The organism is Armatimonadota bacterium (assembly GCA_020354555.1).
Classification (GTDB): domain Bacteria; phylum Armatimonadota; class Hebobacteria.
The window spans coordinates 2,924,586-2,938,681 of sequence record CP070648.1 but is presented as its reverse complement, the minus strand read 5'-3'; the positions used below and the strand labels follow the sequence as shown (position 1 = coordinate 2,938,681).

15 protein-coding genes are annotated in these 14,096 nt (G+C 67.3%); 9 read left to right on the top strand and 6 right to left on the bottom strand.

Annotated features, from left to right (window positions below):
- Positions 1–365 precede the first annotated feature (365 nt).
- A complete protein-coding gene (locus JSV65_12025) occupies positions 366–2,096 on the top strand; it encodes a cation:proton antiporter (protein ID UCH33297.1) in 1,731 nt (576 codons plus the stop codon).
- A gap of 148 nt (positions 2,097–2,244) precedes the next feature.
- On the opposite strand, the gene JSV65_12020 is transcribed toward JSV65_12025, so the two are convergent.
- From JSV65_12020 to JSV65_12000, 5 genes are all read right to left on the bottom strand, one after another.
- Positions 2,245–2,892, bottom strand: a complete 648-nt coding sequence (locus JSV65_12020) for a haloacid dehalogenase (protein UCH33296.1) — start codon at positions 2,890–2,892, stop codon at positions 2,245–2,247.
- Between the two features lie 194 nt (positions 2,893–3,086).
- Positions 3,087–4,250: a PmoA family protein gene (locus tag JSV65_12015; GenBank protein UCH33295.1), complete on the bottom strand. Its 1,164-nt coding sequence runs from the start codon at positions 4,248–4,250 to the stop codon at positions 3,087–3,089.
- Positions 4,251–4,325: 75 nt separating this feature from the next.
- Positions 4,326–5,141 (bottom strand): sugar phosphate isomerase/epimerase, encoded by an 816-nt coding sequence (locus JSV65_12010; GenBank protein ID UCH33294.1) that lies wholly within the window; start codon positions 5,139–5,141, stop codon positions 4,326–4,328.
- Positions 5,138–6,097, bottom strand: a complete 960-nt coding sequence (locus tag JSV65_12005) for a CehA/McbA family metallohydrolase (protein UCH33293.1) — start codon at positions 6,095–6,097, stop codon at positions 5,138–5,140. Before JSV65_12005 ends, JSV65_12010 begins: the two co-directional genes overlap by 4 nt.
- The gene (locus JSV65_12000) at positions 6,076–7,134 is read right to left on the bottom strand and encodes an alpha/beta fold hydrolase (GenBank protein UCH33292.1); all 1,059 of its coding nucleotides are present in this window, start codon (positions 7,132–7,134) and stop codon (positions 6,076–6,078) included. Before JSV65_12000 ends, JSV65_12005 begins: the two co-directional genes overlap by 22 nt.
- Positions 7,135–7,272: 138 nt before the next feature.
- On the opposite strand from JSV65_12000, the gene JSV65_11995 reads away from it, so the two are divergent.
- Genes JSV65_11995 through JSV65_11985 form a run of 3 tightly spaced genes read left to right on the top strand, consistent with a single transcriptional unit; the run spans position 7,273 to position 9,414 of the window.
- Entirely contained in the window at positions 7,273–8,121 is an 849-nt protein-coding gene (locus JSV65_11995) for a fumarate hydratase (protein UCH33291.1), read from the top strand.
- 38 nt (positions 8,122–8,159) lie between these two features.
- A complete protein-coding gene (locus JSV65_11990) occupies positions 8,160–8,717 on the top strand; it encodes a Fe-S-containing hydro-lyase (GenBank protein UCH33290.1) in 558 nt (185 codons plus the stop codon).
- A gap of 1 nt (position 8,718) precedes the next feature.
- Positions 8,719–9,414, top strand: a complete 696-nt coding sequence (locus tag JSV65_11985; GenBank protein ID UCH33289.1) for an STN domain-containing protein — start codon at positions 8,719–8,721, stop codon at positions 9,412–9,414.
- On the opposite strand, the gene JSV65_11980 is transcribed toward JSV65_11985, so the two are convergent.
- Positions 9,399–10,103 carry a class I SAM-dependent methyltransferase gene (locus JSV65_11980; GenBank protein UCH33288.1) on the bottom strand — a complete coding sequence of 235 codons (705 nt, stop codon included), beginning with the start codon at positions 10,101–10,103 and terminating at the stop codon, positions 9,399–9,401. The genes JSV65_11985 and JSV65_11980 overlap by 16 nt on opposite strands.
- Positions 10,104–10,218: 115 nt before the next feature.
- Here JSV65_11980 and hisH point away from each other — a divergent pair, with 115 nt between their 5' ends.
- From hisH to JSV65_11955, 5 genes are all read left to right on the top strand, one after another.
- Positions 10,219–11,028 carry an imidazole glycerol phosphate synthase subunit HisH gene (gene hisH, locus JSV65_11975; GenBank protein UCH33287.1) on the top strand — a complete coding sequence of 270 codons (810 nt, stop codon included), beginning with the start codon at positions 10,219–10,221 and terminating at the stop codon, positions 11,026–11,028.
- A gap of 160 nt (positions 11,029–11,188) precedes the next feature.
- Positions 11,189–11,935: a 1-(5-phosphoribosyl)-5-[(5-phosphoribosylamino)methylideneamino]imidazole-4-carboxamide isomerase gene (gene hisA / locus JSV65_11970; protein UCH36769.1), complete on the top strand. Its 747-nt coding sequence runs from the start codon at positions 11,189–11,191 to the stop codon at positions 11,933–11,935.
- Between the two features lie 5 nt (positions 11,936–11,940).
- Complete coding sequence (gene hisF, locus JSV65_11965; GenBank protein UCH33286.1) at positions 11,941–12,759, top strand: imidazole glycerol phosphate synthase subunit HisF; 819 nt, start codon at positions 11,941–11,943, stop codon at positions 12,757–12,759.
- A gap of 54 nt (positions 12,760–12,813) precedes the next feature.
- Complete coding sequence (gene hisI / locus JSV65_11960) at positions 12,814–13,188, top strand: phosphoribosyl-AMP cyclohydrolase (GenBank protein ID UCH33285.1); 375 nt, start codon at positions 12,814–12,816, stop codon at positions 13,186–13,188.
- Between the two features lie 81 nt (positions 13,189–13,269).
- Positions 13,270–14,096 (top strand): glycosyltransferase family 2 protein (locus tag JSV65_11955; protein UCH33284.1); only part of this gene is annotated, 827 nt, incomplete at its 3' end.

The window sequence follows — 14,096 nt, the reverse complement described above, 5'->3', positions numbered from 1 at the left end:
TGCAACTGGCCGTGATTACTTTCGCCCTCGCCGGCTGCACTCCTGTCGGAAGTGACATGCTCGTTGCGGAGGCGCGTGTGGCGCCCACGGCAGCAAGCGGCGGCGTCGCTGTCGGGAACTGCCGGAGCGCAGCGCGCTGCAGTCGTGGTCGGCGTGGCGCCGTTCGGTGCGCGGCGGAAGAAAAAGAAGCATCGAGGCGCCGCCTGCCCCGGCGGGGTCAGTGCTGCAGGCAACGCGGGCTAACGTAGCGATGAAGGTTGGCTCGTGAGCGACAGGGCGCATACAGTCGAGCGGGAATAGTAAGGAGGCGTTTCAATCGGCACAGGCGACGAGCTTGGTCTATCTTGCCGTGGGGGTGTGCGACGATGACGGGCGTTGAGGCAGTACGCGACCTAACAGTGGTGTTGTGTGTGGGTCTGGCGAGCGCTCTTATCTCGCGGCGGCTAGGGCTGCCCGTGGTCGCCGGGTATCTCGTCGCAGGGGTCGTCGCGGGGCCGGGCGGGCTGAATCTGGTCAGGGACCTGGATGCGGTTATGGGCATGGCGGAGCTGGGGGTCGCGTTGCTGCTGTTCACGCTGGGCGTGGATTTGTCCGTGCGCTCTCTGACTCGACTGAAGTCTGCGAGCCTGGTGGCGGGGCCGCTGCAACTAGCGCTTAGCGTTGGGCTCGGGTACGCTCTGGGGCGAGCGTGGGGGTGGGATACCGATTCGTCGCTGATACTTGGGTTCGCTCTAGCCCTGAGCAGTACTATGGTCGTGGTCAAGCTACTCGGGGAGCGCGGCGAGTTGCATACGAATCAGGGGCGGCTGATGATTGCGGTCCTGTTGGTGCAGGACTTGGCTGCGGTGCTGATGGTGGGAGCGCTACCGGTTCTGACGGGGACACGCGCATTCGGGGCAGACGCGATGGCGGTGTTGCTGGGGAAAGGATTGGCGTTTCTGATTGCGGTGTATGTGCTCGCCCGTTTGGTGATACCGCGCCTGTTCAGCGTGGTGGCGCGTGGCTATACGAAGGAGGTCTTCGTGGTGACCGCCGCCGCGCTGTGCTTCGGGGGGGCGTGGGGGAGTCAACTGCTAGGTTTCTCGCTGGCGCTGGGGGCGTTTATCGCGGGCCTCATGATCAGTGAATCGGACTACAGCCATGAGGTGCTGGCGGACGTGACGCCACTGCGCGACCTTTTTGCCATAATTTTCTTCGTATCGCTCGGTCTGCTGTTCGAGCCGGGCGCGGTGCTGCGGCATCCGGGCTGGGCTATAAGCGTCCTTGCCGCTGTCGTTGTCGGCAAGGCGCTGATCGTGTTTGTTGCCGCCCTGGCCGCTGGCTTCCACATGCGCTCCGCTTCAGCTGCGGGCCTGGGCCTATCCCAGATCGGCGAATTCTCATTCGTCGTGGCGACGCTGGCCTACCGCAGCGGCCTGCTGACGCGAGAGCAGTTGTCCCTGGTCGAGGCCGTCGCGCTGATCACGCTGCTGGCGAGCCCGGCGCTACTCGCCGCCGGTGACGCGCTGTACCAACGTCTGCGCTCGCGGCGGGCGGTGGAGCACGTGCCGCTCGAAGCGGCGCAGGACGACGCGGCTTACGCCTGCGGCGGCGAGCGGCCGGTGCTTATCTGCGGTTACGGCCGCGTCGGCCGACACGTCGGGGAGATGCTGCTGCAGGACGGCGCACCGTTCGCGGTAGTGGACTTCGACCAGGTGATCGTAGCGGAGCTGCGGCAACGCGGCATTTCGGCGCTGTACGGCGACGCCGCAAGCGCGCGCGTACTGGAGGCGGCTGGCGCCAAGGAGAGCTGCCTCGCAGTGCTGGCGCTGCCCGACGCGATGACGACGCGGCTGGCCATTCGCAGCCTCAAGCGCATCAGCCCCGGATTGCCGATCCTCGCCCGCGTGCACCCGACAGAGGAGATTGACGCCATGTACCGAGAAGGGGCGGAGGAGGTCGTCCAGGCGGAGTTCGAGGCAAGCCTGGAGATGCTGCGCCACACGTTGCTGCGCCTGGGCCGGGACCCGAGGGCTGCTCAGGCACGGACTGACGCCGTGCGCCAGCAGCGGTATCTGGCGTTGCGGCGGCGGGACGCCCCCAGAGACAGCGCGTAAGCGGGTGTCATGCGTTGTTGCTGCTCGTGCAGGGGCCGGCGCGGTCGCCACGTCTGCCTTCGCGCTCGGGTGTCCGTCCGCGCGAGTCAGGGGCAGGCGACGGTGCGAACCGCCCGTCGTCATCGCGCGCGCGGGTGGTGGTTACTCCTCACTGGTCACCGGCGCCGATGTCTTTCTCCAGGCGGCGCATAGCGCGTTCGAGGCGCTCCTGGCGCAGGGCGTTGGTGACGTCCCCCCTGGTCTTTTCGATGATCGAGCGGGTGACATCGGTGGCGCGCTTGAGGTTGCCGGAAACGGCGCTGGGGTAGTCGAACGAGACCAGGAGGTAGTAGATGTCGTCCATCGCGGTGAGCAATTCCTCGCCCCAACTCGGCTCGGCGCCGCGCATCTCGTCGAGGACGTGGCGACGGAGTTCGCCTACCGCCTCGGACAGGCCGAGCAGGTAAGCGGGGTAGTCGACCTTCAACTCGTCGGGGTCGGGGATCTGCTCGCGGTGCACGAGGGCGAGGGTGATGCAGGCCTCGGCGTGTTCTTTCTGGGCGTCCTGGGCGAAGCCGGCGTAGTGGATGTCGGGGTGGCCCTTGAGCGCCTTGTTGACCTGAGCCAGCATGCGGGAACTGGCGGCGATGAGCTTGCGCGCCTCGCCGAGTTCGCCGCGGTGAACGCCACGGATGGCATTGGCGCTGTTGCGGATGACCTCGCGAGACAGTGCGAGGGCCTTCTCGCGGGCCGCGTCCTTGGCATCGAAATCGCTGCGAATCTTATCGCAGATCTGCGTCAAGCGCTTGAGATTCATGGGTTCCTCCCGGTTGCCTCAGTCAAGATTCGGCGATGTTCGGCTCAATGGCCCAGGCGAGGTGCCGCGGCGACCCGGCGCACGAGGCACAACAGCGCCGGGCAACGCCGACGGCGCGCCCGAGCCGGCCGCCGACCGTCGCCGCGAGTGACGACCGCCAGCGGCTTCGTCCGCGCACGGTTCGACGTGCGCGACTATACGACCTCCACGTGCGGCGGGTTGATGAAATCGTGATACTTCTCCGCCACCGCGCCCGCCGCCGCGTCACCGAGGTGGAGGTAGATGCGATAGCGGAACGACATGGTTTCGCCCGGCTTGAGCACATGGCTGCCGTCGCGCGCGGGGTCGTCATAGAAGTGCGACAGCCCAAAGGGATTGGCCGTCATCAGCCCGTAGTTGCGCACGTGCCAGTAGGTGGGATGGCGGAATGAGTCGGGATGGTCGAACACCGCGATGCCGACGATCTCGCCGCGGACGGGGCCGGAATAATCGCACCAGTGGGCGCGCTTACCCCAGGTTTCGTCCTCGTCGGTGCCGCCGTAGGAGTTCTCGATGCGCCCTTCTCCCGAAGCATCCATGGAGCTGGCGACGCGCACGGCGCAGATGCCGCCCTCCTTGGTATCGCCGAACAGCACCTCCCCCTCCGCCGGCGTGAGATCCACCGAGAGGTCGAAGCAACGCCACTCGGCGGGGAGATTGTAGAATGCGAACTCGGCACGCTCGTTGAGCAACCGCTTGCCGTCGGCGGTGACCCAGTCGGAGAGCGCTTCAATCGCCCCCATCACCGGCCCCGCCTCCGTGCGCGCGAATTCGCGGTGGACGGTGCATGCGTGCCCCTCGCCTTCGCTCCAGTTGTCGGCGTGGTTGACCTCGCCGTGGGCGATCCATACCGAGCGGTGGTGGACGTGGTCGCGCGTTTCGCCGGCCGGCCCGTCGGCCATGGGGTAGTCGCGCGTCATGTGTCGGCCGCCCGGCCCGCACAAGGGATGGAGGTTGGGGCGGGCGAGGTCGCTGTGGAAGTTGTACGCGGTGAAAAGCCCACCATCAATGTTGACCTCGAGGCGCCCCGCGCCGGCCTCGACCAACTCGACGCCGGGCCGAGCTTCCGGCGCCTCGGGCGTGAGCAAGAACTCGCGCGCGTGATCTGGCGCCAAGTCCTCGACGACCCAGGCGAAGCAGATCTCTCCTGCGCCGGCGAGGCCGGGCAAGAGCTGCGCGGGCGCGGTATGGTTCGCGGTGAGGTCGGTGATGCCGAACGCCGCGGGCGGTGGATCGCCCGACCACGGGATGCGGGTGACCAGCGGGCACTGGTGGCGATGATGCGGTCCCGCGCTGGCCCTGAGTTTGGTTTCCTTCATTGCTGCGCTCCTTCGCTATCGTGTTGACACGCGGCGCGCCCTGGAGTGGCTGCGGCATCGGGGGCAACACGTGCCCTATGCTGCGAATGCCTCCTTCAAGTACGCCAGGCTGCGCGAGGCGATGGTCTCCGGGTCGGGCTTAAAGTCGAAGACCTCGACCGAGATGAATCCGTCGTAGCCGACATCGCGCAGCGCTTCCGCGATGGGCCGGAAATCGGTGTCGCCGAATCCCGGGCCGCGCATGTTCGCATCATTGGCGTGGACGTGCGCGAGGAGGTCGCCGTGGTCGCGGATGATGTCCGGGATCGGCCGTCCCTCGGAGGACATCGCCTTGACGTCAAGCATCATTCTCAGGTTCGGGTGGGCAACATCCTCGACGAACCGGCGCGCCTCCGCCGCCGTGTTGATGAAGTTCGTCTCCTGGGGCGACAATGCCTCGGGGCAGATGGTGACGCCGCGCGCCGCGGCCCGCTCCAGCGCCGCCCCCAGGGTGTCCTTGATGAGGTCCCACGCCTGCTCGAAGGTCAGCCCCTCGGCGACGTTGCGCTGCTTGGGCGAGCCGAGGACCATGATCCGGCCGCCGAGGTCGGCGCAGAAATCAGCGAGGTCCGCCAGATACTGCGCGGTGCGCGCGCGGACGTCGGCATCGGGATGATTGATGTAAAGCCCTTTGGGCGATACCAGGAGCCAGTGCAGGCCGACGACTTCGAGACCGGCGTCCTCGGCTTGCTGGCGCAGCCGTGCCCGCCAGTCGGGCAAGAGATCGTTCACGGATTCCGCAAGTGTGAACGGTGCGACCTCGATGCCGTCGTAGCCGACCTGCGCGGCGACCTCGCACACGCGCTCCCACGGCCATTCCTCGAACATCTCGTTGCAGATCGCGAACTTCATCGGTCGGTCTCGCTCGGTTGATGGTGAGCTTCGGCGCCGGGGGCTTGAATCCACGGCGGCCAGTATATCGGGTTGCTCCAGGCGACGCGCCCGTGCTGATCCGCGCACTCGACGCGCACGTAGCGGACGCCCGCGGGCGGCGCGAACTCCGCCCGGCTGATGCCGCCCCCGCCGTCGGCGCGGAACCGCCTGCCCCGCCAATTATCGCACACAAATGTAATTGCCGCCACCGAGGAGCAGGTGACATGCACCGCGTCGTCGCGGATCTCGATGCCGGTGATGCGCGGGCCGCGGGTGGCGTAGAAGTGCCCGTCGCGCAGGGCTTGCAGCACCGCGTCGCGGTCAAGGCGGCGCGCCTTCAAGACGATCCATCCCTCGCCATGATCCGGCCTGCGCCAGTGAGCGTCATCCACGGCCACGCCCCACAGACGGCGCCCGCGAGCCAGGAGCCCATCCCAGTGCACGGCCGACAGGCCCTTGGCGATGCTCTCCTCGCATGTCGTGTTGAAGACTTCGATGCCGAGGTGTCCTTCCAAAGGCAGCAGGTCGCCGAGGTGCGCGCCCGACCAGTAGGGATGCGCGAGTATCGCCTCCCCCCCCGCGTCGCGGACGGCGTCAATCGCGGCCTGCGCGCCCGCGTCCGGCTCCAGCGCCGGCTCCCGTGTCACGCCGAGGCCGACGACGTGATAGTCACCGCCGATCTCGGTTTCGCCCGCGTTCAACTCGATGCCCGGCAGCGCGAGGAATGAATCGCCGCCGAGATCCGAGGTATCGGTGAGCTTGCGGTGGTCGGTAATGGCCGCGAAGTGATAGCCGTGCTCGCGGTACCACGCAAGGGCCGCCGCCGGATCGAGCGCGCCGTCGGACTCCGTGGTGTGCACGTGCAGCACGCCACGGAACCACTGGCCGGGCAGCGCCCAGGGTGTGCGCCAGGTTACGAGATGTCCTTCAGCCATGTGTCCATCCAATCAAATGCGAGGCGGCCGCTGAACCTGTGGCCGCCGTCGAACTCATCGCATGCCAGCCGGTCCGGCGCATGGAGTACGCGATAGGCCTTCGCCACGTGCCGATAGGCGCGGCGGGAATGCTCGATCGGGAAACCGTCGTCGAGCTTGCCCATCTCCACCAGCAGCGGGCGCGGGGCGATGAGCGCGGCGACATCGGCCATTTCGCCGTATTGCAGAAGCCCCGGCACGGTTTGCGAGCCGCAGAAGTTGCCGAGGGTGATCGCGTAGCTGCCGTATTCGTTGAGATAACAGCTGATGATCGCCGCCTTGACGCGCTCGTCCAGCGCGGCGGTGAAGAGCGTCATCGTGCCGCCGTAGGAGAGCCCGAGGCAGCCCAGCCGCGAGTGATCCACCTCGGGGCGCTGCTGGAGGTAATCGAGACAGCGCTTGGCGTCCCACACGTTGAGGGTCAAAGGATTGAGGCCCATTTTGAGGGCCTTGATGAAGGCGACGTTGCAGCCGTCGCGGCCGGGGAAGTCATAGCCCAGCCGCCGCTCGCCGAAGCCGCGCCAATCCGGGGCGATGACGACATATCCGCGGCGGACGAACTGGCGCGCGTAATCGTAGTTGTGGCTCTGGATATTGATGATCCGCGAATGCTCGCCGTGATGGATGCCGCAGACGTCGTCCTTGCCGTTGCCGTGTCCGTGCGCGCAGAGCAGGCCGGGGAGCTTGTCGCCGCGCTTGATGCCGTCGGGGACTAGCACGTAGGCGACGACGGCCATGTCGCGCTCGGCGTTGAAGATGACCTTCTCGCGAGCATAGCCGTCTTCCTGGACGCGCTCGACGACATGCGCGTCGAGCGGGCAGCGGCGCGGCCATTCGCCCATGAGGTCGGCGAGGACGTGCGAGAACTCGGCGCGCCACTCGCGCCATTCCTGTTCGTTTCGCGCGCGGAAGGCGAGCTTGGGGCGCAAGCGGCGATAGCGGGCGAGCAGATACTCGCCCATCGAGAACGTGCGGGAACCGGTGCTGGGACTGCGCATGAACGCCTCGCGGCCGACGTCGGCGATGATAGGGGATTATATGGCAGGTACCGCGCGGAAGTCAAACTCCCGCAACTGACGGCGCCCCCCGGAGGTCTTTCACTGACCGGTTGATGTTGGTATAATCGCGCGCGGAGGATGCACGTGCGCGAAGTAGCTGCGGCCGAGATCATTGGGGTGGTTGCAGGATTGTGCGTCGAGGCGAACCGCCGGCTGCCGCCCGACCTGATTGAGGCATTCGAGCGCGCCGCGAAGCAGGAGGAGTCCCCGCTCGGCAAGGAGATCCTCGCGCAACTGCTGGACAACGCCCGCCTCGCAGAGCGCGAGAGCCTCCCGGCGTGTCAGGACTGCGGGGTGGCGGTGGTGTTTGTCGAGGCGGGCGCGGAGGTCTGCGTCACCGGCGGGCTGCTCGCCGATGCCGTCAACGCCGGGGTGCGCCAGGGCTACACCGAGGGACTGTTGCGCAAGTCGGTGGTCGCAAGTCCCCTGCGGCGCGAAAACACCGGCGACAACACGCCTGCGATCATCCATCTCAAGCACGTTCCCGGGGACCGCATGCGCGTCATCGTAGCGCCCAAGGGCGCGGGGTCGGAGAACATGAGCGCGCTGGCGATGCTGCGGCCCGCAGATGGAGTCGAGGGCATAGTGCGGTTCGTCGTGACGACCGTCGAGCGCGCGGGCGCCAGTGCATGCCCACCGCTGGTGATCGGAGTTGGTATCGGCGGCAACTTCGAGCGGTGCGCCATGCTGGCGAAAGAGGCGCTCCTGCGGCCGCTTGGCGAGCCGAGCCCTGACGCCGACGCGGCCGCTCTGGAGCAGCGCCTGCTCGGTGCAGTCAATGACACCGGTATCGGGCCGGGCGGCCTGGGGGGCCGTATGACCGCACTGGCGGTTCACGTTGAGACGTTCCCGTGCCACATCGCGAGCCTGCCGGTCGCGGTCAACCTGAACTGCCACGCGCATCGGCATGCCGAGGCGGTGATATAGCGGACAGGGCGCGCGGGCGCCGTGGGAAGAGCGGGGCAATGTCGCAGATTCACAAGCTCACGCCGCCGCTGGCGGATAAGGTAGTGGAAGCGCTGCGCGCGGGCGATCGCTCGACGATAACCGGCGTGATTTACACGGCGCGGGACGCGGCGCATCGGCGGATGGTGGAGGCGCTGGATAACGGACAGCCGCTGCCGGTCGGGCTTGAGGGTCAGATCATCTATTACACCGGGCCGACACCCGCGCCGCCGGGGCGGCCGATCGGTTCCGCCGGGCCGACCACCGCGAGCCGGATGGATCCCTACGCGCCGAGGCTGATGGCGCAGGGGCTCAAGGCGATGATCGGCAAAGGCGCGCGGGGGGCGGAGGTGCGCGAGGCCCTGCGCGAGTACCGCGCGGTGTATCTGACGGCGACGCCGGGCGCGGGGGCGCTTCTCTCCAGGCATATCGTTGCGGCGGAGGTGGTCGCATACCCCGACCTCGGCACGGAGGCGATTCATCGGCTGGAGATACAGGACTTTCCCGTGATCGTGGCAAACGATTGCCACGGAGGCGACGTTTATGAGGCAGGGGTGCGGCAGTATCGTAGGGGGTAGGTTGGCAACGGTGCGCGCGCTGGGGTTGCTCATCGTCGCGGTGGCCGTGGCGCATCTTCTGCTCGTGCCGCCGGCCTGGGCACAGGAGCGGCGGATCACTCTGTCCTTCGAGGATGTGGCGGCGGCGGACGCAGTCATTCAATTCCGCTGGCTCGCCGAGGTGCCGATCGTCTTTCAGCCGCCTGCGAATGATGTCCGCATCAACCTGGTGATGCAGGAGGTTCCGCTGGAACAGGCGCTCGACGCGTTATGCCGGCAGATGAGCTACGAGTGGCGCAAGGTGGGACAGGTGTACGTACTGCGGCCGGCGCAGCGAGCGCCCCTGCTGCCGGCTCCGGAAGATCTCGCCAACAGAGTCCTGTACTCCGAGCGTCAGCGGCTCGATGCGGCGCGGCTGATGCTGACACTGACGCAAAGCCAGATCGCCCGCGCGTCGCAGGGGGATGCGCTGGCGTACGGCGATCTGTCGCAGCCCCAGCAGGAGCTTCTGGGAGGCATCTTCGGCCGGCTGATTAGCGCCGTTCGGGGCGGGTGGCTTCCGGGCGCGCGGGCGTTGGAGGGCTCTCCGTCGGAGCCGCCGGAGAGCTTGGCCTTCAGCATCCGCGGGTATGTGTGGCGGCTGGAAGGGCCGCAGCCCGCGGCAGAACGCCCTACTGTGCTGCAGACGCCGGAGGAAGCGCCTCAGCCCATCGAATAAGCGCAGCCGGAAGAGGAAGCCCCGGTCGAGCAAGAGCCTGCGCCGCTGGAATGACGCCCGGCGTTCTCGGCCCACAGCAGCCAGGTGACGCCGGTGAACTGCTGCGCGCGGAGTTCCCCGCCTAACTCGACGAGTAGGCCGCGCATTTCGTCTATGCGGATGAAGTATTCATCCTCAAGCCAGTCGTGTTGCCGCAACGCATTCTGCTCCTCCCAGGCGTTTGCGAAAGCCAGGTCGCCCATGGCCCACATCCCGCCCGGCCTCAGCACGCGGAGCATCTCGCGCACGGCATCCGGCTTCACGCGATGCGAGACGTGGTGAAAGGCGTAGGTGCTGACCACGGCGTCGAACGACGCATCGGGATACGGGATGCTGAGGAAGGGATTATCCACCTGGCGGAACCCGACGTTCGGATTGCCGCGGGTCTTGGCGCGCGCGTTTGCCAGCATGCGCTCCGACGGGTCGAGGCCGATGACCGCGGCGCCGCGCGCGAGGCAGCGCAGTGCGAGGTTGCCGGTGCCGGTTCCGAGGTCGAGCACCCGGCTTCCCGCTGAGACCCTTGCCGCGGCGACAACCGCGTCAAGCACCTCATCATACCGAGCGTAAACCGGACAATCGCCGTGGACCCACGAGTCGTACTCGTCGGCGACGTCGTCGAAATCCCAGGTCTTATTGTCTGCCACCGTCATGCTGAGCCGTTCTCGACGGGCTAGAGGCAGGATACTGGCGGTCCGCTGCATTGTCCTGTTCGCTTGACGGGGTTCCGGCGCAGCCAATATACTGGTAGTGACGGAGCGGACCCTCGTGATTGCCATTATTGACCTTGGGATGGGCAACTTGCGCAGCGTGGAGAAGGCGCTGCACAGGCTGGGCTATCCGGCGCAGGTCACGTCCCATGCGCCGCTGGTGCTCAAGGCCCCGGCGGTGATTCTGCCTGGGGTGGGCGCGTTCGCGAGAGCGATCGCCGCGCTCGACCGTACTGGACTGGAGGCCGTCATCAGGAAGACTATCGAGGACGGCAAGCCGTTCATGGGGATATGCCTGGGCCTGCAGCTTCTGTTTGAGGTGAGCGAAGAGTTCGGAGAGGTGCCGGGTCTGGGCATCCTGCGTGGGCGGGTCAGGCGCCTGTCCGGGCCGGCGTTCGCCAAGCCGGTGCTGGGCCCGACGGAGCGGCCTGTGGCACGCAAGGTGAAGCGATCAGGGCCGGCGCCGGCGTGGGACCCCATCCCCGAGGACTTCGGGAAACCCAAGCCCGATCCGTCGTTGGAGGCGCCTGGGCCGGGGCTCAAGGTGCCGCACGTGGGGTGGAATTCGATTCGCATCGAGAACCTGCACCCGGTGCTGGCGGGCATACCTGAGGGCTCGATGTTCTACTTCGTGCATTCCTATGCGCCCGTGCCGGAGGAACCCGACGTTGTGCGCGCGACGACGACGTATGGGATCGAGTTTGTGTCGGCAGTCGGGCGGCGGAACGTGTTCGCGTGCCAGTTCCATCCCGAGAAGAGCGGGCGCGTGGGCTTGCGGATGCTGGAGAACTTCGCGCGGCAGGCATACCCGAAAGGGCCGACAGAGCCGCCGGGATTCGAGTGGCAGGAGCGACCGCAGAGGTCCTGAGCCGCAGATGCGGCCAGAGCGGACAAAACGCGGAGAGGATGCCCGCAGGTTGGCAACCGGGGACGGTCGCCCCACCGGGTCCGCAACCGAGACGGTTGCGCCACCACAGAAGCACGCGAGGATGGTAGCCCCACCCGGGGGAAGCCGGAAAGGCCTGCAGTTGTATGTGATACCTGCGATAGACCTGCGCGGCGGGCGCTGCGTGCGGCTGTTCCAGGGGCGATTCAGCCTGGAGACGGTGTACGCGAATAACCCCGTAGAGGTTGCGAAGCGCTGGGAGCAGGCGGGGGCGCGGCGGCTGCACGTCGTGGATCTGGACGGCGCGCGCGAGGGCAAGCCGATGCACCTCGAGGCCATCGCGGCGATGTGCGGCGCGGTGGCGTGCCCGGTGCAGGTCGGGGGAGGCATGCGGACGCCGGAGGCCGTGGAGCAGGTTCTGGGCGCTGGCGCGGATCGAGCCATCGTCGGCACCGCGCTGACGGAGAGCGAGGAGGCCGCGGGCGAGTTCTTCTCGCGCTTCGGGGACGCGGTTGTCGCAGGGGTTGACGCGCGCGACGGCATGGTGGCGACGCAGGGTTGGGAAGAAGTGACCGAGATCAAGGCGGTGGATTTCGCGGGGCGACTCGAAGCCCTGGGCGCGCGGCGAATCATCTACACCGACATCCTGCATGACGGCACGCTGGAGGGGCACAACGTCGCGGCGCTGACCGAACTCGTGCAGGCGCTAGCGATTCCGGTCGTTGCGGCTGGTGGCATCGGCACGCGCGAGCACATCAAGGCCATCGCCGGCGCGGGGGCCGAAGCGGCGGTCGTCGGCCGCGCACTGTACACCGGCGACCTGCCGCCGGAGATTGCGGCGGAGGTCTTCGCGGCGCAGGCAGACGCCCCCGGCTACGGAGGGCAATAGGAGCAATGCTCGCCAAGCGACTCATACCGTGTCTCGACGTGACGGCGGGGCGAGTGGTCAAAGGCACGCGGTTCGTCAACCTGCGCGACGCGGGCGATCCGGTCGAGCTTGCGGCGCGGTACTCGGACGAGGGCGCGGACGAGCTGGTCTTCCTGGACATCACGGCCTCCCACCAGCAGCGCGACATCATGGCGGACATCGCGGCGCGCGCCGCCGAGCAGGTATTCATCCCGTACACCGTGGGCGGCGGGCTGCGCTCGCTGGATGACATTCGCGAGATCCTCAAGGCGGGGGCGGACAAAGTCTCGATCAATACGCGAGCCGTGGAGGTGCCGAACGTCGTTTCGGAGGCGGCGCAGCGATTCGGCTCGCAGTGCATCGTCGTGGCGATTGACGCCAAGCGCAAGGTGTCCGACAATCCCTGGGACGTCAAGTCGAAGTCGCCGTCGTGGGAGGTGTACACGCACGGGGGACGCAAGCCGACGGGACTCGACGCCGTGGAATGGGCGGGCCGCGCGGCGGAACTCGGGGCGGGCGAGATCCTGCTCACGAGCATGGATGCGGACGGCACGAAGCAGGGCTATGACCTCGAGCTGACGCGCGCGGTGGCGGATGCGGTGCCGATTCCGGTGATCGCCTCCGGCGGCGCGGGGACGCCCGAGCACATCGCTCAGGCGTTCACCGAGGGGCATGCGGACGCCGCGCTGATCGCCAGCATCACCCACTTCCGCGAGCTGTCGGTCAACGAGATCAAGCAGCACCTCGCGGAGCGGCAGATTCCGGTGCGTTTCGAGCCGGATATGCCGGAGCTGAAGCCGGGGTAAGGGCCGGCTGTACGGTTCTCGCGGGCGGCGCGGGTGGAGTGACAGAGGAGAGAGATGGAACTGCCTGAACTGAAATACGGCGCGGATGGCCTGGTGCCGGCGATTGCACAGGATGCGGGAACCGGCGAGGTGTTGATGGTGGCATACATGAACGCCGAGGCGTTTCGCCAAACGGTGGAGACCGGTTACGCGACGTACTTCAGCCGGTCGCGCCAGAAGCTGTGGGTCAAAGGCGAGACCTCCGGCAACCGGCAGCGGGTGCTCGAATTGTACCTGGACTGCGACCTCGACGCGGTGTTGATGAAAATCGAGCAGATCGGCGGCGCGGCGTGCCACACGGGGTTCCGGTCGTGCTTCTATCGCAAGCTCGAGGACGGGGAACTCGAGGTCGTCGGCGAGAAGGTGTTCGAGCCGGAACAGGGGGAATAAGCACGGCACAGCCCGCCAGAGGCGGGTAAACATACTGCGCCCCTACGACCGGGGGCGCAGCAGCGTCGCAGGCGACTAGAGGTGCACAAATCCGCTGAAAACGCAGATGCGTCGCTCGCCCTGTCCATCTGCATCGTCAACTGGAACACGCGCGAACACCTGCGCGACTGCCTTGCCTCCCTCGCCAATCATCCCCCGAGCCGCCGGCACGAGATCATCGTCGTTGACAACGCCTCGGAGGACGGCAGCGCGGATATGGTCGCGCGCGAGTTTCCTGACGTGCGGCTCATCGCCAACGAGCGGAACGAGCAGTACGCGCGAGCCAACAACCAGGCGATCCGCGCGAGTGCGGGCGACATGCTCCTTTTGCTCAACCCCGACGTGCAGGTGCTGGCGGGCGCGATAGACGCGCTGCTCGATTTCATGGACGCCAACCCGGCGGCGGGGGCGTGCGCGCCGAAGCTGGTGCATCCCGACGGGCGCGTGCAGCGGTCGGTGCGCAGCTTCCCCACGCCCGGAGCGCTGCTCGCTGATGTGCTCGGGCTCGCGCAGCTGTTTCCGCGGAGCGAAACGCTCGGGCGCTATCGGCTGACGCACTGGGATTACGATTCCGTGCGGGAAGTGGACCAGCCGATGGCGTCGGCGCTGATGCTACGGCGCAAGGCGCTGCGTCAAGTCGGCCTGTTCGACGAGCAGTTTCCGCTGTTCTTCAATGACGTGGATCTATGCTACCGGCTGCGTCGGGCGGCGTGGAGGACATACTTCGTGCCGCAGGCGCAGGCGATCCATCACGTCGGCGCGAGCACGGCGCAGGCGCGGCGCGCGGCGCTGCGGTTGAGCCAGGAGGGGCTGGCGCGGTTCTACCGGAAACACTACCGCGGCGCGCTGTCGTGGCCGGCGTATTGGGG